This is a genomic window from Synechococcus sp. W70.1 (genome assembly GCF_047461515.1).
GTDB lineage: Bacteria > Cyanobacteriota > Cyanobacteriia > Thermostichales > Thermostichaceae > Thermostichus.
This window is the reverse complement of the sequence record NZ_JANSHH010000033.1, coordinates 1-23,240: the sequence shown is the minus strand read 5'-3', so window position 1 is coordinate 23,240 and position 23,240 is coordinate 1. Positions and strand designations below refer to the sequence as shown.

The 23,240-nt window shown below is 60.3% G+C and carries 29 protein-coding genes and 1 tRNA gene; 11 read left to right on the top strand and 19 right to left on the bottom strand.

The window, feature by feature from the left end; genetic code table 11:
- Positions 1-38 precede the first annotated feature (38 nt).
- The 4 genes from NW808_RS09170 to NW808_RS09155 all read right to left on the bottom strand — a co-directional run bounded on the left by NW808_RS09170 (position 39) and on the right by NW808_RS09155 (position 2,259).
- Complete coding sequence (locus NW808_RS09170; RefSeq protein WP_011431036.1) at positions 39-242, bottom strand: phycobilisome linker polypeptide; 204 nt, start codon at positions 240-242, stop codon at positions 39-41.
- A gap of 156 nt (positions 243-398) precedes the next feature.
- Positions 399-884 (bottom strand): allophycocyanin subunit beta, encoded by a 486-nt coding sequence (apcB, locus tag NW808_RS09165; RefSeq protein ID WP_414394636.1) that lies wholly within the window; start codon positions 882-884, stop codon positions 399-401.
- A 52-nt stretch (positions 885-936) separates the two neighbouring features.
- The gene (locus tag NW808_RS09160) at positions 937-1,422 is read right to left on the bottom strand and encodes an allophycocyanin (protein ID WP_414359834.1); all 486 of its coding nucleotides are present in this window, start codon (positions 1,420-1,422) and stop codon (positions 937-939) included.
- Between the two features lie 144 nt (positions 1,423-1,566).
- Positions 1,567-2,259 (bottom strand): hypothetical protein, encoded by a 693-nt coding sequence (locus NW808_RS09155; protein WP_414420984.1) that lies wholly within the window; start codon positions 2,257-2,259, stop codon positions 1,567-1,569.
- A gap of 428 nt (positions 2,260-2,687) precedes the next feature.
- Here NW808_RS09155 and NW808_RS09150 point away from each other — a divergent pair, with 428 nt between their 5' ends.
- Genes NW808_RS09150 through NW808_RS09140 form a run of 3 tightly spaced genes read left to right on the top strand, consistent with a single transcriptional unit; the run spans position 2,688 to position 5,215 of the window.
- A complete protein-coding gene (locus tag NW808_RS09150) occupies positions 2,688-3,791 on the top strand; it encodes an HhoA/HhoB/HtrA family serine endopeptidase (protein ID WP_414394816.1) in 1,104 nt (367 codons plus the stop codon).
- Between the two features lie 51 nt (positions 3,792-3,842).
- Complete coding sequence (locus tag NW808_RS09145) at positions 3,843-4,445, top strand: sigma-70 family RNA polymerase sigma factor (protein WP_414405686.1); 603 nt, start codon at positions 3,843-3,845, stop codon at positions 4,443-4,445.
- A gap of 23 nt (positions 4,446-4,468) precedes the next feature.
- Positions 4,469-5,215 (top strand): anti-sigma factor domain-containing protein, encoded by a 747-nt coding sequence (locus NW808_RS09140; RefSeq protein WP_414420983.1) that lies wholly within the window; start codon positions 4,469-4,471, stop codon positions 5,213-5,215.
- Here NW808_RS09140 and ubiE read toward each other — a convergent pair.
- The 3 genes from ubiE to NW808_RS09125 form a co-directional block, all read right to left on the bottom strand.
- Positions 5,212-5,925 (bottom strand): bifunctional demethylmenaquinone methyltransferase/2-methoxy-6-polyprenyl-1,4-benzoquinol methylase UbiE, encoded by a 714-nt coding sequence (gene ubiE, locus NW808_RS09135; RefSeq protein ID WP_414420982.1) that lies wholly within the window; start codon positions 5,923-5,925, stop codon positions 5,212-5,214. The genes NW808_RS09140 and ubiE overlap by 4 nt on opposite strands.
- Before the next feature lie 31 nt (positions 5,926-5,956).
- Positions 5,957-6,745, bottom strand: a complete 789-nt coding sequence (locus NW808_RS09130) for a hypothetical protein (protein ID WP_414420981.1) — start codon at positions 6,743-6,745, stop codon at positions 5,957-5,959.
- 61 nt (positions 6,746-6,806) lie between these two features.
- The gene (locus tag NW808_RS09125) at positions 6,807-7,079 is read right to left on the bottom strand and encodes a hypothetical protein (RefSeq protein ID WP_414420980.1); all 273 of its coding nucleotides are present in this window, start codon (positions 7,077-7,079) and stop codon (positions 6,807-6,809) included.
- A gap of 132 nt (positions 7,080-7,211) precedes the next feature.
- Here NW808_RS09125 and cobU point away from each other — a divergent pair, with 132 nt between their 5' ends.
- The 3 genes from cobU to NW808_RS09110 all read left to right on the top strand — a co-directional run bounded on the left by cobU (position 7,212) and on the right by NW808_RS09110 (position 8,887).
- Entirely contained in the window at positions 7,212-7,775 is a 564-nt protein-coding gene (gene cobU / locus NW808_RS09120) for a bifunctional adenosylcobinamide kinase/adenosylcobinamide-phosphate guanylyltransferase (protein ID WP_414420979.1), read from the top strand.
- A 69-nt stretch (positions 7,776-7,844) separates the two neighbouring features.
- Positions 7,845-8,333 carry a CRR6 family NdhI maturation factor gene (locus tag NW808_RS09115; protein WP_414394621.1) on the top strand — a complete coding sequence of 163 codons (489 nt, stop codon included), beginning with the start codon at positions 7,845-7,847 and terminating at the stop codon, positions 8,331-8,333.
- The gene (locus tag NW808_RS09110; RefSeq protein ID WP_414420978.1) at positions 8,330-8,887 is read left to right on the top strand and encodes a hypothetical protein; all 558 of its coding nucleotides are present in this window, start codon (positions 8,330-8,332) and stop codon (positions 8,885-8,887) included. The genes NW808_RS09115 and NW808_RS09110 overlap by 4 nt, the downstream gene beginning before the upstream one ends.
- Here the strand turns inward: NW808_RS09110 and NW808_RS09105 are convergent.
- The 8 genes from NW808_RS09105 to NW808_RS09070 form a co-directional block, all read right to left on the bottom strand.
- On the bottom strand, positions 8,863-10,278 hold the full coding sequence (locus tag NW808_RS09105; protein ID WP_414420977.1) for a YbhB/YbcL family Raf kinase inhibitor-like protein: 1,416 nt from the start codon (positions 10,276-10,278) through the stop codon (positions 8,863-8,865). The two genes, NW808_RS09110 and NW808_RS09105, sit on opposite strands and share 25 nt — an antisense overlap.
- Complete coding sequence (locus tag NW808_RS09100) at positions 10,175-10,633, bottom strand: tyrosine-type recombinase/integrase (RefSeq protein ID WP_414421059.1); 459 nt, start codon at positions 10,631-10,633, stop codon at positions 10,175-10,177. The genes NW808_RS09105 and NW808_RS09100 overlap by 104 nt, the downstream gene beginning before the upstream one ends.
- Before the next feature lie 311 nt (positions 10,634-10,944).
- A tRNA-Ser gene (locus NW808_RS09095) sits at positions 10,945-11,029 on the bottom strand.
- 202 nt (positions 11,030-11,231) lie between these two features.
- Positions 11,232-11,489: a DUF2358 domain-containing protein gene (locus tag NW808_RS09090; protein ID WP_414420976.1), complete on the bottom strand. Its 258-nt coding sequence runs from the start codon at positions 11,487-11,489 to the stop codon at positions 11,232-11,234.
- Positions 11,486-12,283, bottom strand: a complete 798-nt coding sequence (locus NW808_RS09085) for an MBL fold metallo-hydrolase (protein WP_414420975.1) — start codon at positions 12,281-12,283, stop codon at positions 11,486-11,488. The genes NW808_RS09090 and NW808_RS09085 overlap by 4 nt, the downstream gene beginning before the upstream one ends.
- 4 nt (positions 12,284-12,287) lie before the next feature.
- Positions 12,288-13,628: a TldD/PmbA family protein gene (locus tag NW808_RS09080; protein ID WP_414421058.1), complete on the bottom strand. Its 1,341-nt coding sequence runs from the start codon at positions 13,626-13,628 to the stop codon at positions 12,288-12,290.
- An 18-nt stretch (positions 13,629-13,646) separates the two neighbouring features.
- Entirely contained in the window at positions 13,647-14,603 is a 957-nt protein-coding gene (locus NW808_RS09075) for a DUF4351 domain-containing protein (protein WP_414420974.1), read from the bottom strand.
- A gap of 15 nt (positions 14,604-14,618) precedes the next feature.
- Positions 14,619-16,079, bottom strand: coding sequence for a TldD/PmbA family protein (locus NW808_RS09070; RefSeq protein WP_414394609.1), 1,461 nt, complete (start codon positions 16,077-16,079; stop codon positions 14,619-14,621).
- 263 nt (positions 16,080-16,342) lie between these two features.
- Here NW808_RS09070 and NW808_RS09065 point away from each other — a divergent pair, with 263 nt between their 5' ends.
- Positions 16,343-16,948 (top strand): uracil-DNA glycosylase, encoded by a 606-nt coding sequence (locus NW808_RS09065; RefSeq protein WP_414394814.1) that lies wholly within the window; start codon positions 16,343-16,345, stop codon positions 16,946-16,948.
- Between the two features lie 50 nt (positions 16,949-16,998).
- On the top strand, positions 16,999-18,606 hold the full coding sequence (locus tag NW808_RS09060; RefSeq protein WP_414420973.1) for a B12-binding domain-containing radical SAM protein: 1,608 nt from the start codon (positions 16,999-17,001) through the stop codon (positions 18,604-18,606).
- Between the two features lie 15 nt (positions 18,607-18,621).
- On the opposite strand, the gene rbsK is transcribed toward NW808_RS09060, so the two are convergent.
- Positions 18,622-19,539, bottom strand: coding sequence for a ribokinase (rbsK, locus tag NW808_RS09055; RefSeq protein ID WP_414420972.1), 918 nt, complete (start codon positions 19,537-19,539; stop codon positions 18,622-18,624).
- Between the two features lie 120 nt (positions 19,540-19,659).
- On the opposite strand from rbsK, the gene NW808_RS09050 reads away from it, so the two are divergent.
- On the top strand, positions 19,660-19,971 hold the full coding sequence (locus tag NW808_RS09050; protein ID WP_414409973.1) for a YbjQ family protein: 312 nt from the start codon (positions 19,660-19,662) through the stop codon (positions 19,969-19,971).
- 5 nt (positions 19,972-19,976) lie between these two features.
- On the opposite strand, the gene NW808_RS09045 is transcribed toward NW808_RS09050, so the two are convergent.
- A complete protein-coding gene (locus NW808_RS09045; RefSeq protein WP_414420971.1) occupies positions 19,977-20,726 on the bottom strand; it encodes a YebC/PmpR family DNA-binding transcriptional regulator in 750 nt (249 codons plus the stop codon).
- A gap of 95 nt (positions 20,727-20,821) precedes the next feature.
- Positions 20,822-21,469 carry a hypothetical protein gene (locus NW808_RS09040; protein ID WP_414420970.1) on the bottom strand — a complete coding sequence of 216 codons (648 nt, stop codon included), beginning with the start codon at positions 21,467-21,469 and terminating at the stop codon, positions 20,822-20,824.
- Between the two features lie 558 nt (positions 21,470-22,027).
- On the opposite strand from NW808_RS09040, the gene NW808_RS09035 reads away from it, so the two are divergent.
- A complete protein-coding gene (locus NW808_RS09035) occupies positions 22,028-22,531 on the top strand; it encodes a hypothetical protein (protein ID WP_414420969.1) in 504 nt (167 codons plus the stop codon).
- Positions 22,532-22,549: 18 nt separating this feature from the next.
- Entirely contained in the window at positions 22,550-22,732 is a 183-nt protein-coding gene (locus NW808_RS09030; RefSeq protein ID WP_414420968.1) for a hypothetical protein, read from the top strand.
- Between the two features lie 54 nt (positions 22,733-22,786).
- Here NW808_RS09030 and NW808_RS09025 read toward each other — a convergent pair.
- Positions 22,787-23,240 (bottom strand): hypothetical protein (locus NW808_RS09025; RefSeq protein WP_414420967.1); only part of this gene is annotated, 454 nt, incomplete at its 5' end.

Sequence of the window (23,240 nt, the reverse complement as noted above, 5' to 3'; positions counted from 1 at the left end):
AGATCTGGCAAGGAGGCCACAGCAGATGGGCAGGGGCACTACAGCAGCCCCACGTCTATTCCTGGCTTGCCGGCAACGAGCTCTACTTTCAAGATGCGGCCACCCGACTTCTGAATGCGCTGCTGCTCGCGGAACCAGTTGTCGTAGGGCACCAACTTGGTGAAGTAGGTATTCTGCAGCTCCCGTTGGGTGCGAATTCGGGTTTGGCTAGGCACGCAAGCGGTGATCTTAAACATGCGCATAGCGGAAGACCCCCCTGGCAACGATTAACTTGACCAGCAACACAGGCGACCCACCTCAGAAAGCTCGCGTACCTTAGTTAGCACACCAGATCCCTGGGGCAAGTCGCCTGTCGTGCTTGTTAGATGAACTTCACGCCAAGGCCACGAGGCTGGTAGTTAGCTGAGGCCAGAGCAGATGTAGTCGAAGTACACACCCATTTCTTTGCCGGCTTCAGGGCCCACCAAAGCAGCGGTTACTTCTTTCATAGCTTGGATGGCCTGAATTGTTGCCCCAATTGGCACCCCCAGCGAGTTGTAGGTTTCTTTGAGGCCGTTGAGCACCCGCTCGTCGAGGATGGAGGGATCCCCCGCCAACATTGCATAGGTGGCATAACGCAGGTAGTAGTCCATGTCGCGAATGCAAGCAGCATAGCGACGAGTGGTGTACATGTTGCCACCAGGGCGGGTGAGATCGGAGTAGAGCAGGGCCTTGGCAGCAGCCTCCTTAATGATGTTGGAAGCGTTGGCGGCAATAGTGGCAGCCGCTCGCACCCGCAGCTCGCCCGTGGCGAAGAAAGCCCTTAGCTTGTCCATGGCCGAGCTGTCGAGGTACTTGCCTTGGACATCGTAGCTGTTGATAACAGCAGTAATGGCGTCTTGCATGATGAGCTTCCTAAATCAAACAACCTTAAACAGAGGGCAGTCGAAAAAGAGCCTAGCTCATGGCTCCCGCGACAAAGTCGAAGTAGTAGGCCGCTTCAGCCGCGTCCTCGGGAGACAAAAGACCCATGGCTACCTGCTTCATGAGGCGGATGCTCTCCGCCACTGCCGGGAGGGGCGTGCCCAGAGAGTTGTACATCTCCCGCACACCCACCAAGCCGATCTCTTCAATCGGGGTAACGTCGCCGGCAACGATCCCGTAGGTAATCAGGCGCAGGTAGTAGTCCATGTCCCGCAGGCAAGTTGCCGTCATTTCCTCCCCATAGGCGTTGCCCCCTGGAGAGACAATGTCGGGACGCTTCTGGAAGAGCTGATCAGCTGCTTGCTTAACGATGCGCTCGCGCGACTCCGTCAAGACTTGAGCGATGCGCAGCCGCTTCTCCCCCGAGGTAACAAAGGACTTAATCCGATCCAGTTCTCCCGGGCTGAGGTAGCGGGCCTCCGCATCCGCATTCACAATCGACTTCGTGATAACGCTCATGGATATCCATCCTCAAGTCGCTTTTTTAAAAAAGGAGTATGGCAGGCATACCCGCATGCTATTTTCCGATATGCCTGCCGTCTGCCATCTTAGATCTTCACACTTCTTAAAATCTTTCCCAGGAAAGGAGCTCTCCCTTCGCCGCTAGGGCAGATAGGGTTGAAAGTCTTGCGTAACCTTCAAGGTCAGGCTGGCGTTGGCCTCAATCACCGCCACTTCTGGCGCTGTTACATTGCCAATCACCGCCCCTGCGGCTGCTCCGCCCAGCACTTTCTCGGTTGAGATCACCCGGTCGCCCAAAAGGCCCCCCAAGAGAGCCCCTGCGGCTGCCCCAATCAGGGCATCTTGGACAATTGCTTCCGCGGAGGTGTGACGGGGATCCTTGCGCAGCGGGATCACCTGGCTTTGCGCATAGAGGGGGTAGGATCGGCCATTGAAAATCAAAGCTCGCGAGACAAACTGGGCGCCGCCGCTTACTGGCTGGAATTGGCCTTCTAGGAGAGCTCCTGCCGGGACAACCGTGTTGCCGTAGATATCCCGCAGGGGGGTTTCCAGAGTGAGCCTGACGGTGCGAGTTTCGCCAGGGGCCAAGAAAAGGGGCTCAGCAGAGCGGTGCACTGCTTGGATCAAGTCTCCGGAGCGCAACAGCAGCGTGGCTCGCAGTTGAAAGGGCTGGCCAAAGCCGTTTCCGCCTGTCCCTGGATTTACAGGCCGCCATCCCTCGCCACGGGGCGGAGGTGGCAAGGGATCCCTCTGCGCCAGAACCGGCGTAGCCACCGGTAGCCAGAGCATCCCCCCCACTAGAGGGGCCAACAGGCCACGGGCTAGGTTGGTCATGGTCTCAATCCCTGAGCTCCACTTCTACGTTAGCGGCAAGCTGGCCAAAGCCAAGGGCAAGAGCTACTTTGGCATTTCCCCTCCATCAAACCCCGTCCAAAAGTGGGGTGGACTACCCCAAACCAGTAGATTCTGCTGCTCTTTGGCCTTAATAGAAGTGCGGAAAAGCGCTGCCGTCGCCGCTTTGGGAACTCTGCTGTCCGTGCTAGATTAGGCCCTAGGTTTCTCCCTTCAGGTAGGGCTTACACCCTTTTCCTGTGGCCATGAAGCACAGCCCCTCCACACCAGAGCAACCCTCCCCCAGTTCAGGCGCTTCTGCCCAACCGCACTGTTTGTCGCAGGGGGAAAGAGGCTTTCCCTTTTTGCGGCCTTGGGCTGTCTCGGGGCTAAGGTCTCTTCTCTTGTCAGTGCTGCTGGTGCTCTTGGGCATGGGTCTGGGGGCAGCTCTGGTGGGAGGCAAGGGGGTATTGGCTCAAACGACGGCAACTCCGCCCCAGCCGAACCTGAACTTTATTGCCGAGGTGGCCCAGAAGGTGGGGCCGGCAGTAGTGCGCATCGACGCGGAGCGGACAGTGAACGTTCCTGGGGCTTTCCCAGAGGAGTTCTTTAGCGACCCGTTTTTCCGCGAGTTCTTTGGCCAGGTGATCCCTCCCCTGCCGCGACAGCGGCGACAGCAAGGCACCGGCTCCGGCTTTATCATTAGCCCGGACGGCCAGATCATCACCAATGCCCACGTGGTGGAGGGATCTGACAAAGTAACGGTGACGCTGAAAGATAGCCGTAGCTTTGAGGGCAAGGTCATCGGCACGGATCCAGTTACGGACATTGCTGTGGTGAAGATTGACGCCCAAAACTTGCCAACGGTGAAGCTGGGCCGCTCCGAGCTTCTCGAGCCGGGCCAGTGGGCCATTGCCATTGGCAACCCGCTAGGGCTAGACAACACGGTAACCGCTGGGATCATCAGTGCCTTGGGCCGTTCCAGCAGCGAGATCCGCGTGCCCGACAAGCGGGTGTCTTTCATCCAGACCGATGCAGCCATTAACCCCGGCAACTCTGGCGGTCCGCTGCTCAACGCCCAAGGGGAAGTGATTGGGGTCAATACCGCCATCATCCAGGGAGCGCAGGGGCTGGGCTTTGCCATCCCTATTGAGACAGCCCAGCGGGTGGCCAAGCAGTTGATTGCCCGAGGCAGGGTGGATCACCCCTACTTGGGCATCCGCATGCTTACCCTCACTCCTGAGCTGAAGGAACGCCTCAACCAGGATCCCAACAGCCGCATTTTCGTAACGGTGGATCGGGGGGTGCTCATCGGCGAGGTTGTTCAGGGATCCCCAGCCGAGCGGGCCGGCCTGCGCGCTGGGGACATCATTCTCTCCATCAATGGCCGCCCCGTAACCACTGCCGACCAGGTGCAGCAAGAGGTGGAGCGCATGGAGGTAGGCAGCAAGCTGGAGCTGGAGATTGAGCGCGGTGGGCGGCGGCAAAAGATCCAGGCGGTCACCGGATCTTTCCCAACCCCGAAGCGCAGCTAGGCGGAGGCCTAGGCGTACTGCTTGTCAACTTCGGCGGCAGGGGGGCAAATGATGGACAAGCAGGTCGGTTTCCTCTGGCGCAAGCGGGTGAGGAATTGGCCAGCCTGCACCGATTTGGAGCTGATGGAAGGCCTCAAAGCGGGGCAGCCTGCTGCTCTAGCGGCTCTTTATGATCGCTACGCCAGCTTGGTCTATGGCCTGGCCCTCCAGATCCTGGGCTGTATGACTGAGGCGGAGGATCTGACTCAGGAGGTGTTTGCCCTTCTCTGGCGGAAGCCCAGCCACGATCCAAGGCAGGGATCCATCAACAGTCTTCTGTGTAGGTTGACTCGGGCGCAGGCCCTTGAGCGTCTGCGCTCTCGAGGCAGCCAGCGCCGCCTCGGGAAACCCTGGCAGCCTCTGCTGATTGCCAGCCATAGATCCCCAGCCCCCTTTGAGCAGCTCTCCGTCGAAGAGCGGCGGCAGCCCGTTCAGGAGGCTCTCAGTCAACTCTCGGAAAGCCAGCGCCAGCTGCTGGAGTTACTCTACTATCGAGGCCTAAGCGCGGCAGACATTGCCCAGGAGCTGGGGATGCCCCTGGCAACCGTCCAAGCCCGCTCTCGCCAAGCCCTCTGCAAGTTGCGGAGATCCCTGCGGCCTCTGCTTGACCAGTAAGGCGGCGGGGCTTCGGGATGGCCATGTCTACATGTTCCTCTGAGCTGGGAGAAGAAATCCTAGCCGATTATCTGCTGGGGATCTTGCCACCCGAGCAGGCAAGGGCCCTAGAGGCGCGCTTGGCTCAAGAGCCCCAGCTAGCGGCAGAATTGCAAGCCCTCCAAGAAGCCCTGCATCTGTTGCCCTATGGGCTGCCGGGGGTGATCCCGTCAGCCAGCGTGCGAAGCCAGGTGATGGCAGAAGCGGGCGCCCCGCCCATCCCCCCCCAGCCAGCCTTGCCCTCTCTAGGGCTGGCTCGCCTCAAAAAGCGCTGGTTGAAGGGCCTAGGGGCAGTGGCCCTGCTGTTGCTGGCTTTCGATAACTGGCGGCTACGGCAGACCTCGCAGCCAGCTCCCCTAGAAGCGGGGCAGGCGCTGGCCCAGTTGCTCCAACAGCCGGGATCTCGCCTAGTTACCTTGCAAGGGGAGGCAGGGTCAGCTAACTTGCTGTTTCGCCCGGGGGAGTGGCAGGCGGTGGTTTTGGCAGCAAGGGCTCTGCCCCCTCTGCCTGAAGGGGAGCGCTACCACCTTTGGCTCAAGCTGGACACTGAGGAGATGCTCTACTGCGGCAGCTTTCAGGTAGATGCCCAGGGCAGTGCCATTGTTGCCTTGCGCCTGGCGCAACCCCCCTCCGAGGAGGCGCGCGTCCAAGAAGTGCTGGTTACGGCCGCCCCTGCCCTGCCAGAACTTGGCAGCAGGGTTCTCCTCAGCGCTAGGGTGGTGGAAGACTAGCGGGCCACCAGCAGCACCCCCATCATGCCGCCGGCGAGAGGATAGAACTTGGCAGCAGAAAATCCCACCTGCAAGGCCATTTGCCGCTGTTGTTCTCCGGAGGGAAAGCGATCCAAGCTAGGGTCAATGTAGGCATATTCGGCTGCCAATCCCAGGGCTTTGGCCTGAGCCACAACCCAGCGGCTGAGGTACCAGCGCTGAAAGCTCTCCAGGAAAGGGATCCCCCTGGGGCGATGGAAATCCAAAATGGCAGCGCGGCGGCCAGGTTTGAGCACCCGGCAAATCTCCCGCAGGGCCTGAGGAATGTCGGTTACGTTGCGCAGGCCGTAGCCCATCGTAATGGCGTCAAAGCTGCCATCCGGAAAAGGCAAGGCCAGAGCATCGCCCAAGACCCACTTCAGGGAGTAGTCGGGTAACAATTGCCGGGCCCGGCGCTGGGCAATGGCCAGCATAGCGGGGGAGAAATCCAGTCCCACCACCTGTCCGCCTCGTCCCACTCTCCGGGCCAGTTGCAGGGCCAGGTCGCCAGTGCCACAGCAGAGATCCAACACCCGCTCCCCCGCAGCCGCACCCGACCAGCGTACGGCCATGCGCTTCCAAACCTGATGCAGCCCTAGGCTTAGAGTTTGGTTAAGGGCGTCGTAGTGAGGAGCAATGCGGTCAAAGAGCTCCCGGATTTGCTCAGGGCGCTCAAAGGCTGGGCTGGGCACCGGTTCTCAACTCCACAGGCAGAAGAAGAGGCTAGGGTGGCACAGGGATCCCGCTGACCCCAACTTGGTGGCGGCGGCTGGGATAATCCGCTAGGCTCAAAGACAATGAGCGGGAGCCAGCTAGGCTAGAGGCAGGGATGCGGATCGTTCCCTGGAAAACTTGGCTGTTGGGAGGCAGCTCTCCAGGCAGGCCTTCAATGAGAGCGTCGATTGGCCGGCCGTTGTCATCGGTAACGTTGAGGAAGCTGTAGAGAAAGCGCACCGTTTCCGGTGAATTGTTTTGCAGAGCAACGTTTAAAACCACCTGCCCTCCCTCGCGACGCACGGAGAGCACCTGCATGGCCACCTGCCCGCTGGCAGCCACTTGGAGAGGCGAAGGAGAGGGCGTGGACAGAGGTGGTGGCGAAGGACGCGGCGGCTGAGAGGGGGAGGCAGGCTGCGGGGTAGACAAGGGAGAGGGAGCCGAGGCCAACTCGGGAGACAAGCGGCGTGGAGGAGTGGGGGTAGGAGGGGCAATGGCTACGGGTGGGGGTGTGAAAAGCGGAGTAGGAGGGGGAGGCGGGCGAAGAAGGGCTTCCGCTGCTGCGATCACCTCCGCCTCGTTGAGGAGGGGCACAGTGCGGGGATCGCGAATGACCCGCGAGGCAGAAGAAGTGCTGGTTTCGGTAACTGGGGAGGAGACCCCCGAGAGAGCACGTTGGCCGAAGAGGTAACCCACGCAGCCGCTCACCACTGCCGTAAAGAAAAAAGCCACTAGCCAACCCACCTCTCCCAAGAAGCTGGAGGTGAAATCTCGGGCTGGCCTAAGCGATCTCCGCAAAGACTGCTCACTCCTGCTAGGAACCTGTTCTACCTATGATGATATGCAGGCAACAGGCCAGCTACTTCACCGGCTCAGAATCAGGGTGCTCTTGCGCCTGGCAGCCGAGAGAGGCGCTGTCGAGGTTGGGCAGCCGTTCCCCCAACCACCAGCCCGGATCCTCCCAGTTCAGAGATCCCAGCCATTTCCCCGCCCGATCCGCCAAGACCAAGCCCAACAAAACCGGCGCGGTGGTGATCCCCAACGCCAGGCTCAGCCAAAGGGGAGGAAAGGTTGGCGAGGCAGCTGAAGCAGCACTTTGGCCAGGGGAAGATGCTGGCTTGGGATCCGTCATGCCTCTTGTAAAACTGCTCCTAATTGAGCTTTATCCTAGCTCCAAACTCACAGATCCAGAGAATGTGCCCGAGCTCCGCGCAGGGGTTTTCAACCGCTAAGCTAAGGCAATGGACTTCCCTCCTCCTGCCTGATGGCGATTGTACTTATCTGCGGCCCTGCCCGCTGCGGCAAAAGTCGGCTGGCGGAGAGCCTAGCTGCCGCTTCCGGACTGCCGGTCTTCTACCTGGCCACGGGGCCCAAGCCGGATCCTGAGACTGACCCAGAGTGGGCGGAGCGGGTTCGACAGCATCGGCAGCGGCGTCCTCCCACCTGGCAAACCTGGGAAACGGGGCCTGACCTGGGCGCCGAACTGCAGCAGCTACCTCAGCCCTGCTGTGCCCTAGTGGATTCGCTGGGGGGCTGGGTGGCCCAGAGCTTGGACTGCTCGCCTGGGGAATGGGATCCCTTGGCGCAATCCTTCTTGAGAGCGTTGCAAGGCTGCCGAGGAAAAGTGATCCTGGTTTCTGAAGAAGTAGGCTGGGGAGTGGTGCCTGCCTATCCGCTGGGGCGTCAGTTTCGCGATCGGATGGGGGAGCTCACTCAGAAGCTGGCCCCGCTGGCAGACCAGGTGTTCCTGGTGGCGGCAGGCTTTGTCCTCGACCTAACTCGGCTGGGGATCCCGCTGGCAGAGGTGAATAGCCCAGAACTGAGATAAGCTGCAAGGGGTTGATGCTATCCACATCCCTGGCCAGGACTTAAGACGTTAAGGTAACTGCTTGTCGTCGTGCCGATTACCTTCTACTTGCCGGCCAAAGCCATTCAAACCCTGGATTTAACGCCGGGCCATGAGTTGGTGAAAACCTTGATGGCGGATCCCGTTGGCGCCGCTCAGCAGGTTCAGTGCGCCATCGATTGGCCGCGCAGCCCCGACGATCCGCGCGAGCTCTCGGAGATCCCAGAAGTGCGCCTGTGGTTCATCCGCTGGGACACGGTTTACCCCTGGATGCCCTACTTTCTCGACTGGCGCAGTGGTGAGCTGGCCCGTTACGCCGCCATGCTGGTGCCTCACCAATTCAACCCCCGCGAAGGGATCGTCTACAACCCGGAGGCATTGGAGATCTTCGTCTACCAGAAGATTTTTGTGCTGATGCGCTGGTTTAAGCAGCAGAAACTGGGATCGGTCTCGATGCTGCGCGACATGGCCTTGGTGTTCGGCTTTGAGGTGCAACCCGAGTTTCTCAGCCTCTGGGAAGCCGAGACAGGGGAACCATGAGAGTGATGGTGGCAGACACCTGGCCTGGAAGTCGGGCAGCACTAGGAGTGGCAGAGGCCTGGCAGCAGGCGGTGCAAGCTCCTTGGGGCCTGCTCGAGGTGGATCCCAGACCTTCCGAAGCCCAGCTTAGAACCCTCTGGCGGCAGATGGTTGCTTGGGAGGGAGAGAAGGCCCCGCTGCTGGTGGTGCCCGGAAGCCTTGCCGACCCTCTGGGGCCTGGCCAAACCTGGGCTGACCTAGCTGCTGCGTGGGGGTTCAAGGTACTTCTGACGCTGCCTGAAGAAGCTGCCCTTAGCCAAGCAGCCGCCTTTGCAGCTTTGCTGCGGCAAACCAAGGCCGACTGCCTAGGGTGGGTGCTCCTGGAAGCGGCACCAGCCCTCTCCTCCCGACTAGAGCCTGCCTTGGTCTGGCAGTTGCCGGCCCAGGTAGGGATCCCCGTTTTGGGTAGAAAAGCAGTGGCTGGCTCGGTGGTGTGGAGAGAAGAGCTGTGGGATCTCCTCAGTCTAAGATCTACGCAGGGATGGGGGGCCTACCCCGAGCTTCCCCTCCTTTGATAGGTGCCCATCAGCTGCGCCTGGGCGAGGATGTGGCCTTCCATGGCCCGTAGCAAGGCCTCTTTGGTGGCTCCTGGAGCTAAGGCTAGCTGCCTGTCCAGGGCGTAGAGGGTGAAGAAGTAGCGGTGAGGGCCCCTGGGAGGGCAAGGGCCGCCATAGTTGTTCCGACCGAAACTATTTCGCCCATGGACGGCCCCCTGGGGGAGATCGCTGTCGGAGCGGATCCCTTCTGGCAGACTCGTGACCCTGGCAGGCAAGTTGTAGACTACCCAATGGACAAAGGTGCCTCCAGGCGCGTCTGGGTCTTCCATGATCAAGGCAAAGCTTCGGGTTCCTACAGGTGCCCCCGACCAGGTCAAGGGGGGAGAAAGGTCTTCCCCTTCACAAGTGTAGCGGGAGGGGATGGGTTCTGAGGGGGCAAAAGCAGAGCTAGCAAGCTGAAAAGTCACCGGTGTCGGAGTCGGCCTCGCTGTCGGCGTCGGAGCCGGAGTGGGTGTGGGCGTTACAGGCGGGGTGGGCGTCGGTGCCGGGGCTGGGCTGAAAAAGCTATCCAACCGAGTTTGAGTAACACTTACCCCCTGAACCTTCAGGGTGCCGGACACAAATTCGTTAACCCTGGCCGCATCTCTCCCCCTCGTGGCTACGGCAAACAGCACCGCTGCATCGCTGCAGTCAACTCTGCCGTCGCCCGTGAAGTCAGAGATGGCCGGACTGCGCGGGTCACCCAGCCTAGTAACATCACTAGCCGTAATCGGCACTTTGAGCGTGTTATTGACGAAGTTAACAATCCTCGCGGGGTCACTGGTGTTGAGGGTGCAGACGGCAAAGAGCACCGCTGCATCCTTGGCAGTGACCGAGGTCTTTACCCCGTCGTAGTAGAAGGCAATGCTCTCAGAACCCCGCTCCGCTATTTCCGGCACCTGAGCAGAAATTGTCGGTGGAACCTGAGTAACAGCCGGGGGATCAGAAGTAAGGGAACAAGCAGCCACGCCTCCCGCTAGGGAGGAAGCCAAAATCAGGGGGGCTAGCGGGTGACGAAGGCGAGGTTTTGAGTTGCGGGAAGCCATAGCAGATCTCCTTGCAAATACAAAACCTTGCCAGCGTCCACCTCCTTGGTAGGAGCTGCCCAGCTCACCCCAGGGAAACTCCAAGACAAACCCTGAGGCTAACCTCAAGATACACGAAAAGCGCTCATCAAAAAAGCACAGCGACGGTGCTTTTTCTAGGGGATCCCTGACCGTGTGTCCTAGTTGGTGCTCGATCAAATGGGGCAGGTAGCCCAAGACCTCATCCAACAAGGTACGGGCTGTAGCTCTCCAGCCGTGGCAGGTCATCTCCGCTTGGGTGATCCCTAGGGATCGCAAGGCCGCCAGCATGGCCATGTTGCTCATGGGCCTGAGGTTCGAGCGGGCTGAGGCAGCGGCGGGCCGTCTCGTGGGCTCCTCTGGCCTCAATTCGTCGGATAGCTTCCAGGATTTCCGAGGGGGTGATGATTCCTATCGGGCGGGATCCCAGCCAGGGCAGAATGTTTTTGTTCAAACGCTGCCGGATGGTCTTAGTATGGCTAGGAACCCACTTCTCCCGATTGATTTGCAGCCATTCTTCGGCCACCAAAGCAAACGTGTTGGCAGCAGCCAACTGCTGGGCCTGCCGTACCAGTTTTGGATCTTGGCCATGAGCTAGCTGCTGCCGCATGGTGAAGTGGATGCTGCGGGCCTCTCTCAGACTGATGTACCGGGTACTCACCAAGGCTGGGCCCTCTCTCCTGGCCTCGGAAGCGGTAGCGAAACCGCTAGAGCTTCGACCCGTTGGGCTTCACCTCCAAGTACAGCCTTCTTTTGTCCGGCAACTGGTAGGGCTTGTCCTTGGGTTTGGCATTCCTGATGACTACCTCCGACAGAGCCATGTCCCGCCCTGGCTTTTGTGTCCCTCGCCATGTCCCACTTTAGCCCGGATTACGGTGGATTTTGTCAGTCTATCTTGGACACTGAAAAGCCCGGAAGCCCTTCTAGACAAGGGCCTGCTATCTGGGTGGATGTCATCGGACTACGTGGTAACGGAGAGAGTGGGATTCGAACCCACGGTGAGTTGCCCCACACAGCATTTCCAGTGCTGCGCCTTCGACCACTCGGCCATCTCTCCAGTGCACCTATGCAACTACTTTTCAGCAGCGCCGAAAAGTGAGCTTTCTAATTCTAGCAAAGAAACTCCCCGCCCTCTAAAGCTTGCAGCAGTACCTGCCAGTGAGAGCAGCGCTAGGGATTGAGGGTGGCGTTGAATTGCATTGCTGTCTAGTTAGGGGTGCACAGGCGGGGACGCCAGGGCAAAAAAGACAGGGATCCCCTCAGCGTCCACCCGGTGCTGATGTAGCGCCGACCGGTTGGATGTCGTGCAGCTCGAGATGGATATCTTGCAGCCACCGCCCCAGGCTGTCGATCATGGCTCGATAGCGATCCAGGCCGCAAAACTCGTTGAGGGGATCCCGGAAGTAAACTTGGGGATCGTAAGTTGAGTAAGTTTGATTTTTGGGAAAGCGAGCGTAATCTGCCCGCCAAATAGCCACCAGATCAGGGCCAGGCGGGACTTGGGAAGGAATGCTCATGCCTTGGCTGCAACAGAAAGAGACACCGTTTCCCCAGGAGCAGGGCAGCATAGTCGGATTGATCGGCCGGTGGCAGCGTTCAGGGATCCCAGCTTTTCCCGAAACTCCTCTAGGCTCCCCAGAGAGCGGATCTGGGCGGCAAACCAGCCCTGGTAGTTCACCTCTCCCATCGCCGTCGGGATCACCTGCTGCGGGCGCAGGGCTGCCACCACCTGCAGGGCTCGCTCCGGCCCCATGATCACTTCGCCCAAGAGGGGGAAGATCTGCCCCACCACTGGGATCAGCAGGGTGTGGATGGGGGAAAACTCCTGCTGTAGCCGCGGGCGGGCATCGGGTTGGGAAAGATGAGGCTCATAGTAAAGCCGCGTCTGGGTGGATAGCTCTTCCAGCAAAAAGCCCAGCTCCCGCACCGGCCCCAAAGGCGCGCCGGGAACTGCTGTGATGCGCAGATCCCCCCACTGCACCCCCTGCCAGGGATCCAGAGCTTGAACCGCTGCAAATCCCAGACGCTTCACTACCCTAGCTGCAGCCGGTGAAGCCAAAACCGGGATCTGCTTGTCCAACCTTCGCAAGGTAGGCGGGTGGCAGTGATCCGGCTGGCCCTGGCTGAGGAGGATCCCGTCGATTCTGGGCAGAGTCTCCGGGGTAAAGGGGGGCGGCTGGCGGTGCTCCAGGCGGAGGAACCAGGGCAGGCCAAAGAAGACCAAAGGATCCACCAGCCACGGATCCAGGAGGAAGGTCTGCCTCTGGGTCTGGATGAGCCAACTGTTGAGGTCGAGGCGGGTGAGGTTCATGGAGCTATTGGCCGGTGATGGAGAGGTCAGCTACCCAAATGCGGGGACACAGGCCAGTAGGAGTGACTTGTGGCTCCGGCTCGACGTAGAAAATCGACTTCAACAGCTCCAGAAAGTCCCCGGCTACTGTGGCCGCCTCGATGCTGATGCGCTCTCCCTGGCGCACCCACCAGCCCTGAAAGGGTAGGGAGAAGGATCCCTGTAGAGGCTTAACTCCAGCATGGAGGGCCTGCAACTCGTCAATCCAGACCACGTTCTCAGCCGTGGCCAGGTTGTAGGTGCTCTCTGACGGCACCCCAGCAAACACGTGATAGTAGTGGGCGGCAACCGTCACTTTGGCGCCGATGTTGGCATGGCCGGTGGGCTGGGCCCCCAGACGTTTGGCAGTGCCGGCGCTGTGCAAGAAGTGGGTTAGGACACCGTTGGTGATGAGGGGAACGCGGCGGGTGGGGGTGCCTTCGCCGTCAAAGCTGATCGCTCCTACGTTGGTTGGGTGGAGAGCGTCATCACACACCGATAGGAGAGGTGAGGCAATCTGCTTGCCCAGCGAGTCGGGGGTGGAAAGGCTTTGGTTGTCGAGGATGTTCTGGGCGTTGAAGAGATTGGAGAAAGCTCCCAAGAGGCTTAAAAAAGCTTCCCCAGAAAAAACCACCGTGTATTTTCCAGAAGGGATCCGCTCGTACTCCAGGTGGCTGATGAGTTTCTCGGCAGCTTCTTTGGTGCAACCTTGAATATCCAGCTCCTCCAGGCTGCGAGCCACCCGCATGGCGCCGGCGCTGCGGGGTTTGCGGCCCTCTTGTTCTGCTTTGCCGTAGAGAAAAATTGAGGCCAGGGTGTGGCCCTCTTGGCGCAGGGCTTGGTCGCTGTTGAGGTAAAAGCGGTCGATCTGTCGCTGGGCCAAGCTGTTGTAGGGCACCCCCTGGATGGCGGGATGGGATCCCAGCAAAGCCTTCTCAGCAGCCACCAGTTGCTCTAGGAGCTCGCTAGCCAGCGCCAGGGGCCTTTTGTCGTTGCAGGGCTGGAGAATGGGCAGCTTGGCCTCTGGGCTAAATTGGGGCGCGTGTTCCCGCACACCGAAGTGGCTGGCCTCAAAGGCCGTCTGCAGGGCCAGTTCCAACCCCGCCTCATCGACATCGGTGGTGGAGGTCACTCCCACCTGCCCTTGGTCGTTCCAGGCCCGCACCGTTACGCTGCAGCGGTGGGAAGCCTTGACCTGGCGAGGTTCCCCGTGATCCACCTGCACGCTGGTTTCGTCCACTTGAGCCCCGTAGAGATCAAACTGGGGGATCCCCAAACGTTTGGCACAGCTTTGCACCCGTTCGGCCAAGGCCTCAACTTGCAGTATCGCCACTCCTTCTCTCCCCTACCGACGGGCCAGCCAGGCGGTCAAGTCCTCCACGCTGTTGAAATCCAGCAGCGCTTCCCCCAGCGCCTCCAGTTGCGACGTTGGCAAAGTCCAAATCCTGTTTTCCAGAGCCGGGTCAAGGGATCCCAGCTTCCGCCGCAAAAGCCGCAAAACCAGCGTTGCTTCTCCATGCTGCAATCCCTGTTGCAGTCCTTGTTGCAATCCTTGTTGCAGTCCTTGTTGCAGGCCCAGTTGCAGACCTTCTTTGCGCCCTGCTTCCAGGCCCTCGCGCAGAGCTTCTGCCCGCCACTCTTGGTAGATCACCGACTCCCTCATATCCAAAGACCTCATGATTTGTCGAATTAAGCACCGATCCAATGCTAGTCCTGCCAAAACGGCTGTTGCCGCTGCCAGTTCCCGTCGCTCGTTGAGGTCTGGCAAGCGCTCTAGCTCACTGACCACTCCCCGCAAGGTTTCTGCCGGATCCTCCACCTGACTCAAGACGCGAAAAGGGAGCAGGGCTTGCCAAACGTGCTCCGCACCGCTCACGCGAATGTGCTCCGCACCGCTCACGCGAACGGCTCCGGCTGGCAAGTTGCATTCCCACAAGCGAATGACCTCGAACTCATGGCTGAGCCTTTCTAGGCGGAAAAAGGTTTGGAAAACCCTCTCCGAGCGCGTTTTGCGAAGATAAATGACCACCTGCCGCACCGGTAGCTGGGGATATTTCCGATAGAGGCGAAGCCGGTAGTCAGCCATGCGAAAGGGGATTTCAGGATCTGGATCTGTTTGAAATTCCAGATGCAAAATGCTCTGCTGAAGCCCCAACAAAATCACGGAGTCTGCCCGGATGGGCTCCTCTGACAATTCCGTAGGCAGCATCTGCACCGGTGCAGCCACTTCTCCTACCAGCCAGCCGGCAAACTGCTCCGGGAAGCGCTCTGCCAGGTATTCGCAGACGTTGTCGTAGGCCATGGGGGATCCCTGGATCTAGCGCCCGCCCACGGTGATGGCGTCCACCTTGATGTGGGGCTGACCCACGGTGACGTAGATGTTGCCGCTGACAGAACCACAGAAGCCAGGGGCTAGGCGAAGATCCTTGGAGCACATGGAGATCTTGGTCAGGATGTCCTTGGCTTCCCCGATTAGGGTAGCCCCCTTGAGGGGCTTGGTAATTTTGCCGTTTTCGATGAGGTAGGCTTCTTCAACGGCAAAGTTGAATTGTCCCGTGGGGCCGACGCTACCTCCCCCCATGCGCTTGCAGTAAATGCCCTTGTCAATAGAAGCAAAAAGATCGTCCAGTTCGGCATCGCCGGGAGCGATATAGGTGTTGCGCATGCGGCTGGCGGGGGCAAAGGTGTAGTTCTGGCGGCGACCGCTGCCGGTGCGAGGGTGGCCAGTGCGCATGGAGCCAGCGCGGTCAGCCAGGAAGTTCTTCAGAATGCCTTTTTCAATGAGCAGGGTGCGCTGAACCGGCATGCCCTCGTCGTCCACATCCAGGCTGCCAAAGGCCCCCTCGGAGAGCCCCTCATCCCAGGCGGTGAGGTTTTTGTGGGCAATTTTCTGGCCTTTTTTGTCAGCAAAGGGGGTGGTTTTGCGCTCGATCTGAGTGGTTTCCAAGAGATGCCCACAGGCTTCGTGGAAGATCACGCCGCCAAAGGCGTTGGACATGACGATGGGGTAGGTGCCCGATTCCACGTAGTCGGCATAGAGCATCTGGCCGGCAGCCTCTGCCAGCTCCTGGCTGTGGGCTACAAGATCCCAGCGGCGCAAAAAGTCGGGATCCCCAGTGCCCCCCGCCCGTTGACTAACCGAAGCCCGGTGGTCGCCGTCGGCGCAGAGCAGGGTAGAACTGACCGACTGGGTGAGGCGAATGTCACGCACAAAGGTGCCATCGCTGCAGGCCACCAGGATCTCCTGCCAGTCGCGGAAGTAGTTGGTGCGGCGGGACTGAACGTGGCGAGCTTGCCGCTTCAGCTCTGCGTTGGCCCGCAGCAGGATCTCGCCCATTTCGCCAATAGGGCTGCATTCCTTGAGCCAGCCGTCTTTGCTGCGACGCTCGGCGTAGTCTTGGAGCAGCCCTAAGTTGGCAGGAGAGACCAAAGCGGCAGGGCCAGGGGGGGTGAGGCCCATGAGCAGCAGGCCTTTTTCCAGAGCAGCTTTGAGGCCGGCAAAGGAGAGATCGTTGGTGCTGACGTAGCAGTCAGCCAGGCCGCGAAACACCCGCACCCCCGCGCCGGTGGAAAGCCGAGGGGTGATGCTGGTGATGGCGTCGTCTTCCGCGAGGCAGCTGATGGAGTTGACCCGCTCCAGGAAGATCTCCACCAAGTCGGCGCCGGCAGCCCGCCCCCAGCCCAAGAGAGTTGAAAGGGGATCCCGCCAGTCCTCGCCGAAGCGCTGCAGGGTGGGGCGATAGTCGAGGTTGGGCAGGTCTTTGGATAGAAGCAGCATACAGGCCTATGGGGCTGGGGCCGGTTTTTGTTTCCTCAGTTTAACAAGACGTAAAGGCTGCCTTTTGGGGGAAAGAGCCTCCCAGCTTGACAAGGGCAAAGGAGCAGCCGAAGATCGCTGCACAAGGAACCCCCCAGCTTGCAATGGCTGCCAAGAAAAGAGCCTCGGAGCTTCAGCCCAGCCTGTTTGACGATCCCCTAGAGCCGCCTGCCCCCACTGCGGAGACTCTTCCCCAATGGGATCAGATCCCGCTCTCGGCCCAGGTGCCCATTCCCCCCGGTACCTATCGGGATCTGGAACAACTGGAGCAGCACTGCCGAGTCTGCCAGCGCTGCGAGTTGGCGGCCAACCGTACCCATGTGGTGGTGCACCGAGGCAACCCCAAGGCAAGGATTCTCATCATCGGCGAGGGGCCGGGGGAACAGGAAGATCTGCAAGGGCTGCCCTTCGTGGGCAAGTCGGGGCAGTTGCTCGATAAGATCTTGGCCTCCGTGGGGCTAGATTCCGAACGGGACACCTACATTTGCAATGTCGTCAAGTGCCGTCCCCCCAACAACCGCGTGCCCACCCAGGAGGAGATGGACGCCTGCCGGCCCTACTTGTTGGAGCAGATCCGCCTGGTGGATCCCTGGATCATTTTGTTGACCGGCGCTACCTCGGTGCGCTCCCTTCTGGGGGATAAGCGGGGCATTACCAAGATTCGCGGCGAGTGGATCCAGTGGCAGGGGCGCTGGTGTATGCCGATTTTTCACCCAGCCTATCTATTGCGCAACCCCGACCGCACCCCCGGCAGTCCCAAGTGGCTGATGTGGCAAGACATTCAGGCAGTAAAGCAAAAGTACCTGGAGCTTGCCGGCGCAGCGCGGTGAATCCCGCAAAACCCGACTAAGCTGGGAAAGGAGCTCCTTGCCGTCTTGCCTTGACCCCTTCGGAGTTTGCCCTCGAGCAGCTTCTCTTCACGCCGGCCACACCCGACCCGGACGCTGTGCGGGTCATCTACGCCTTTCCCAACACCTACTCAGTAGGAATTACTAGCCTCGGCTACCAGGTCATCTGGAGCCTGCTGGCCAGCCGTCGAGATGTGGCTGTCTCCCGCCTCTTTACAGATCTGGCCGAACCTCTGCCGCGGGATCCAGAGCTGATGGGCTTTTCCCTGTCTTGGGAGCTGGACTACGTCCATATCCTGGATCTGCTGGAGCGACAGGGGATCCCCCTCCAGGCCGAGGCGCGGGGGGAAGCGGATCCCTTGGTTTTCGGTGGTGGCCCAGTGTTGACGGCCAACCCTGAGCCCTTTGCTGCCTTCTTCGACCTCATCCTGCTGGGAGACGGGGAAGGGCTGGTGGAACAGATGATCCAAGCCTACCGCCAGGTGCGGCAGGGCTCCCGAGCGGAAAAGCTGCAGGCGCTGGCCCAGGTACCGGGGATCTACGTGCCCAGCCTCTACGAGGTGCACTACCGCGAGCCCGAGGGCCCGGTGGAGAAAGTCATTCCCAAGCTGGACGGGATCCCCAGCTCCATCCGCAAGCATACCTTCCGCGGCAACACCCTTTCGGTTTCCACCGTGGTTACCCCCAAGGCAGCCTGGGAGAACATCTACATGGTGGAGGTGGTGCGCAGTTGTCCGGAGATGTGCCGCTTTTGCCTGGCCAGCTACCTGACCCTGCCCTTCCGCGCTGCTGAGGTGGAGGGGCATCTGATCCCAGCAGTGGAGCGGGGGCTGCAGGTGACCCAGCGGATTGGCCTTTTGGGGGCCTCGGTAACCCAGCACCCCCAATTTGAGCAGCTGCTGGAGTACCTGGCCCAGGATCGCTTTGAGCGGGTGCGCCTCAGTCTGGCTTCGGTGCGCACGGGCACGGTCACGCCTCGCCTGGCGCAAGTTCTCTCCCGTCGCGGCAGCCAGTCCATCACCGTGGCCATTGAGAGTGGCTCGGAGCGGCTGCGCCGGGTCATTAACAAAAAGCTAGCCAACGAAGAGATCTTGGCGGCGGCAGCCCACGCCCAGGCCGGCGGCCTGAAGGGGATCAAGTTCTATGGCATGGTGGGGATCCCAGCAGAGACCCAGGCTGATCTGGAGGCCACGGTTGCCCTCTTCAAGGAGCTCAAGAAGGTGGCTCCCCGCCTGCGCTTGACCTTGGGCTGCAGCACCTTTGTGCCCAAAGCCCATACTCCCTTTCAGTGGCAGGGGGTAGATCCCCAGGCGGAGAAAAAGCTGCAGTGGTACCAAAAACACCTGCGTCCGTTGGGGATTGAGTTCCGCCCAGAAAGCTATAGTTGGTCGGTCATTCAGGCTCTGATTTCCAGAGGGGATCGACGAGTAGCGCAGGTTTTGCAGTTGGCGCGGGAGTTTGGCGACTCCCTGGGCAGCTACCGACGCGCCTTCAAAGAGCTCAAAGGAAAGCTTCCGCCCTTGGACTACTACGTCCACAGCAACTGGGATCCGGCGGATCCCCTTCCCTGGCAACACCTTGAGGGCCCTCTCAGCCTGGAGCGGCTGCGGCAGCACCGCCAAGAGGCCTTTTCCGTGTAGCGCAGGAAGCTGTGCTTAAGGATGAGGGCCTGCAGCGGCCAGAAACGCCTCGATCTCAGCGCGGCGCGGCAAACTAGGCTGAGCCCCAGGGCGGGTTACGCACAAAGCCGCAGCGGCATTGGCAAACCGTAGAGCTTCCCTCAGGGGTTTGCCAGTAGCTAGGCAGGCGGCCAAAGCGCCGCAGAAGCTGTCGCCGGCAGCGGTGGTATCCACTACCGCCACAGGGTGGGCCGGCAGGTAGCCGCTTTCTCCGCCATCGGCCCAGACCAAGCCTGCTCCCCCCAACGTGACGATCACTGTCGGGATCCCCTGCCGTTGCAAGGCTTGGGCCACGTTTTCGGCTTGCGCGGGTGTCTCCACCGGCAACTGGGCAAGAGCAGCGGCTTCGCTTTCGTTGAGCACCAAGTAGCGCACCTGGCGCAACAGGGATCCCGGCGGGGGCACCACAGGGGCTGGATTGAGCAGGACGGGGATCCCTTGGGCAAAGGCTTGCTCTGCCACCGCCTGCACCGTGGCCAGGGGGATTTCCAGTTGCAGCAGAACCATCGCTGCTGGCGTCCAGGGAGGCAGCTGGGCGGGGGTGTAGCGACCGTTAGCGCCGGGGCTGACCACAATCCGGTTTTGCCCTGCTGGATCCACAGTGATCAGAGCGATGCCGCTGGGCCCTTCCAGCTCCCGCAGGTGGTGGGTATCGACGCCATTCTGCTCCAGGTTCTCCTTCAGCAGGCGGCCAAAGCCGTCGGATCCCACTGCCCCCCACATCTCCACCTGGGCTCCCGCTCGCGCCGCTGCCACCGCTTGGTTGGCCCCCTTGCCGCCAGGGTAGGTGGCGTAGTCGGATCCCAGCACCGTTTCCCCAGGCCCAGGATGGCGTGGTACCTGCACCACCAAGTCCAGATTCAAGCTCCCCACTACGCGAACTAGGGCTGTCATTGGCTAGCTGAAAAACGGTGCCCTAGAGGTAGCTCATTCTAGCTCCCACCACTTGGTTGGAGAGCTTTACACCTTGGAGAGGATTGGCTAGCTTGTGAGGGGGTGACGCGGAAACAAGCCATGCTGCTGACCACTACAGACGTGCCCCAAGGCAGAGAGGTTGAGCGTTACTTGGGCATTGTTACCGCCGAGGTCGTTTATGGCACCAATGTTCTACGGGACTTCCTTGCTGTCCTCCGCGACATCATTGGGGGACGCACAAGAGCCTATGAAGAAGTTCTCGAGAATGCCCAGAAAAAGGTTTTGGAAGAGTTGGAGCAGCGAGCCAAACGTTTGGGAGCAAATGGCATCCTAGGCGTTAGCATTCATACCAACATGAGCACGACCATGATCCTCGTTACCGCCGCCGGCACCGCCGTCAAGCTGCGCTAGAACCTTTAGGCCAGGCTCTCCATCAATGCCTCGTCGATCTCAAAGTTGGCGTAGACATTTTGCACATCATCCAAGTTGTCCAGCCGCTCCATGAGGGTCAGTACCAGCTTGGCTGTCTCGGGGTCCTCCACATGCACCTCCGTAGAGGGGATCCAGCGGATGGCCGCCTCTTGCACCTGGTAGCCTTCTTTTTTGAGGTAGGTGGCCACCTGCTCCAGCAGGGTGTAATCGCAGTAGACTTCTGCGTCGGTTCCCTCTACCTTGAGATCTTCCCCGCCTGCTTCGGCTACCGCTAGCAGCAGAGCTTCGGGATCTGTCACCCCCTCTAGGCTAATCACCCCTTTTTGCCGGAACAGCCAGCTCACGCAGCCGCTTTCCCCTAGGCTGCCGCCGACTTTGCTGAAGGCCTCCCGCACCTCGGCAGCCGTGCGGTTGCGGTTGTCGGTCATCGCCTCGATCAAGACAGCTACCCCCCCAGGGCCGTAGCCTTCGTAGCGAATTTCCTCCAGGGGGCTGTCGTCGGTCCAGTTGCCCGATCCCTTGGCGATGGCCCGCTCGATGGTCTCAGCAGGCATGCCTGCCGCTTTGGCTTTCTCCACGGCCGAGCGCAGCCGAAAGTTGGCGTCAGGATCGGGCAGGCCGTTGCGCGCTGCCACGATGATGGCCCGGGAAAGTTTGGTAAATAGGCTGCCCTTTTTGGCATCTACACGGGCTTTTTGCCGCTTAATGTTGGCCCATTTGCTGTGTCCTGCCATGCTGTGCACACTAGTCAAGCAACCTAAGGGAAGGGATCCCCTAACTTTGAAGCCTAGATCACCACTTGCTTAGGTCTCAACCCCAGAGGTGCAGGTCAAGGCTGGATGGGTTGCCGCTCGATTACACCCCCTGGTGGCGGTGGAGCTTCTGGCGTTGCTTGAGGTGTAGGCGTTGGGGTCTCCATAGGAGGCGCAGGCGTTGGTGTCTCTGGCGTAGGCGTTGGTGTCTCTATAGGAGCTGGCGTGGGAGGCAGAGGAGGTACAGGCTCTTCAGGCACAGCCTCAGGCGGAGGGGTCGGGGTTGGCGGCTGAGTTAAAAAGGGCGTTACCTGTTCCAGCAGCTCGGCATAGAAGATTCCGTCCTGCTCCGGCCCAAAGCGGCCCACCGCCCAGCGGTGACGGGGCACAAACAGGGTTTGCAGCAGCACTTCCCGACTGGCGAAAGAGGGAGTGCCCACAAAGACATAGCCATCGACAATGACACGGTTCAAGTCAGGCCGAGTTTGAAACACCCGGTCCACCTCCCGCAGCATCTCCGCATCCAGCCGCTCCAGCAGAGTTTCCAGAGTATCTTCAGGCCTGACCAAAACCCGCACTGGAAAGCGATAGCTTTCGCATCGATTTTCTCCGCAGAGCTTAACCAGCTCGTTCCGAACTCGGATCTGCACTGCCGGATCGATATCTCTCACCGGTGGTGAGACTTCTGGCTCTGGCTTTTGTTCCGCTTCCTGGGCCCAAGTCAAGAGGTGGCCACCCCAAGCTCCCAATAGCAGCGATCCGCACAACAAGGCGAGTTCCCAACCTCCAAGGGGAAGGCTCCAGCCTGGGCTGCCTCGCTCAGGGCGTTGTGAAGGCAGGAGATTGGGATCCCGATTCTTACTCAGCGGGCTGTTCATAGGTTAACCACTACGGCGTCGATAGCTACCGCCAACTCTACCCGACATGGGCCTAGGAGGCACTAGGCTAAAACGGAGCCGCTCCTGCTGGATGTCGCTGCTCAAAGGATCAAGGGGAGGGATCGATGGATTGCCAAATCCGTTCGCTGCAGCTTGCCGAAATGGCTGTAGTCTAATCTGGAGAAGCTAATGATCCTGCAAGAGGTATCTATGGCAGCGCCAACATCAAAGGTTTGGGGATCCCCTCTGAAGCTTTTTTGGGGCTTCCTAGCCTCGGCTGTCCTCCTGGCAGGCTGTGGGGGAGCTGGAGGGACGGTCCCACCTCCGGTCAACGTTTGCGAGCAAGCCTTTCCAGCGATTTTCGAGGCCAAGAGCTTGCGCCCAGGAGCAAGGCGCAGTGGAACCTTGGGGCCAAATAGCGACTTGGAGATCTACTTCGATGAGAGGGGCAATGTCATAAATGCCCGGGAAGTTCCACCTCCCCCTGGCACGTTTACCTTTTATGTCGATGGATTCCTTTACTTTCCTTCTGCAGCCAATGTTACAGGAGTTACTATCCGCCTAACTAGTCCAGTCTTCGACCCTCTGCTGGCCATCTCTGGTCTTGATGTCAACAGGGAGACTGATCCGGAATTCTTCTTCATCAACGATGACGCAAAGCCTGGTGATTTCACCACCTCCGAGCTGACGATCCCAGTACGGCTAGACCGCTGTTACTTAGTGCTGGTGCAAAGCTACTGGGCCCAGAATGCCCGCACCGTTGCTCCGGGTAGCCCAGGCCGAGGTCCCTATACCCTCGAGGTGGTGGGGGAAACCTCTGCCGCGCCTCCTCCTCCCCCTCCCATCCAGCAGAAGCCTGACGACAGGGAAAACGGCGGTGGCGGTGACCGAGGCGGTGTGGGTATTTAGCTCTGGCGGGTAAGCCTAATGGCAAAGCTTGCGCTGCCACAGGTGGCTGTGCCGCGAATCAAGCGCCCGTCAGAGCTGACGGTACCGCTCCACGTGACAGTTGGAGTACCGCTACCCCCTATTCTGCCGCTAACAGAAAGTTGGTTGCCGATGAGCTGGCCACTGCGCTCAGAAAAGCTGGGTGAGGAAATGGTAATCTGATCGCCGTTTTGCTGAATGGAAACGGTTTCCTGGATGCCAGTTGCAACATTGATCTTACACAGCGATCCCTTCCAGATAAAGGATCCTCCCTCGTAGAGCCACTGGCCGCTCAAAGCAAGCTCTGGGGCAGGTGTTGGCGTTGCTGGGGTCGGTGTCGAGGTGGGCGTCGGGGCCAGAGTTGGAGTGGGGGCAGGGGTACGAGGGACAAGCGGCGTGAATCGGGGGATAGGGGTAAGCGTTGGTGTTGGCACTGGCGTGGGAGTGGGTGTTGGTGCTGGAGTTCGAGTAGGCGTTGGCACCGGAGCAGGAGTGGGTGTCCGTGCAGGGGTTCGTGTAGGCGTCGGCAGTGGAGCGGGAGTAGGTGTCGGGGCTGGAGTTCGAGTAGGTGTCGGCACGGGAGTGGGAGGGGGTGTCGGTGTTGGCGTCGGGGTGGGGGCCGGTGCTGGCGTTGGGGTGGGGGAGGGCTTGAGGGTCGGGGTTCGGGTGACGTCCGCAGTAGGGATCGGCT

What these genes read in the sequence shown, in the direction of transcription:
- NW808_RS09170 (WP_011431036.1), bottom strand. Translation starts at nt 242, where the DNA reads ATGCGCATGTTTAAGATCACCGCTTGCGTGCCTAGCCAAACCCGAATT.
- apcB (WP_414394636.1), bottom strand. Translation starts at nt 884, where the DNA reads ATGCAAGACGCCATTACTGCTGTTATCAACAGCTACGATGTCCAAGGC.
- NW808_RS09160 (WP_414359834.1), bottom strand. Translation starts at nt 1,422, where the DNA reads ATGAGCGTTATCACGAAGTCGATTGTGAATGCGGATGCGGAGGCCCGC.
- NW808_RS09155 (WP_414420984.1), bottom strand. Translation starts at nt 2,259, where the DNA reads ATGACCAACCTAGCCCGTGGCCTGTTGGCCCCTCTAGTGGGGGGGATG.
- NW808_RS09150 (WP_414394816.1), top strand. Translation starts at nt 2,688, where the DNA reads ATGGGTCTGGGGGCAGCTCTGGTGGGAGGCAAGGGGGTATTGGCTCAA.
- NW808_RS09145 (WP_414405686.1), top strand. Translation starts at nt 3,843, where the DNA reads ATGGACAAGCAGGTCGGTTTCCTCTGGCGCAAGCGGGTGAGGAATTGG.
- NW808_RS09140 (WP_414420983.1), top strand. Translation starts at nt 4,469, where the DNA reads ATGTCTACATGTTCCTCTGAGCTGGGAGAAGAAATCCTAGCCGATTAT.
- NW808_RS09125 (WP_414420980.1), bottom strand. Translation starts at nt 7,079, where the DNA reads ATGACGGATCCCAAGCCAGCATCTTCCCCTGGCCAAAGTGCTGCTTCA.
- cobU (WP_414420979.1), top strand. Translation starts at nt 7,212, where the DNA reads ATGGCGATTGTACTTATCTGCGGCCCTGCCCGCTGCGGCAAAAGTCGG.
- NW808_RS09110 (WP_414420978.1), top strand. Translation starts at nt 8,330, where the DNA reads ATGAGAGTGATGGTGGCAGACACCTGGCCTGGAAGTCGGGCAGCACTA.
- NW808_RS09105 (WP_414420977.1), bottom strand. Translation starts at nt 10,278, where the DNA reads ATGAGCAACATGGCCATGCTGGCGGCCTTGCGATCCCTAGGGATCACC.
- NW808_RS09090 (WP_414420976.1), bottom strand. Translation starts at nt 11,489, where the DNA reads ATGAGCATTCCTTCCCAAGTCCCGCCTGGCCCTGATCTGGTGGCTATT.
- NW808_RS09085 (WP_414420975.1), bottom strand. Translation starts at nt 12,283, where the DNA reads ATGAACCTCACCCGCCTCGACCTCAACAGTTGGCTCATCCAGACCCAG.
- NW808_RS09075 (WP_414420974.1), bottom strand. Translation starts at nt 14,603, where the DNA reads ATGGCCTACGACAACGTCTGCGAATACCTGGCAGAGCGCTTCCCGGAG.
- NW808_RS09070 (WP_414394609.1), bottom strand. Translation starts at nt 16,079, where the DNA reads ATGCTGCTTCTATCCAAAGACCTGCCCAACCTCGACTATCGCCCCACC.
- rbsK (WP_414420972.1), bottom strand. Translation starts at nt 19,539, where the DNA reads ATGACAGCCCTAGTTCGCGTAGTGGGGAGCTTGAATCTGGACTTGGTG.
- NW808_RS09050 (WP_414409973.1), top strand. Translation starts at nt 19,660, where the DNA reads ATGCTGCTGACCACTACAGACGTGCCCCAAGGCAGAGAGGTTGAGCGT.
- NW808_RS09045 (WP_414420971.1), bottom strand. Translation starts at nt 20,726, where the DNA reads ATGGCAGGACACAGCAAATGGGCCAACATTAAGCGGCAAAAAGCCCGT.
- NW808_RS09030 (WP_414420968.1), top strand. Translation starts at nt 22,550, where the DNA reads ATGGCAAAGCTTGCGCTGCCACAGGTGGCTGTGCCGCGAATCAAGCGC.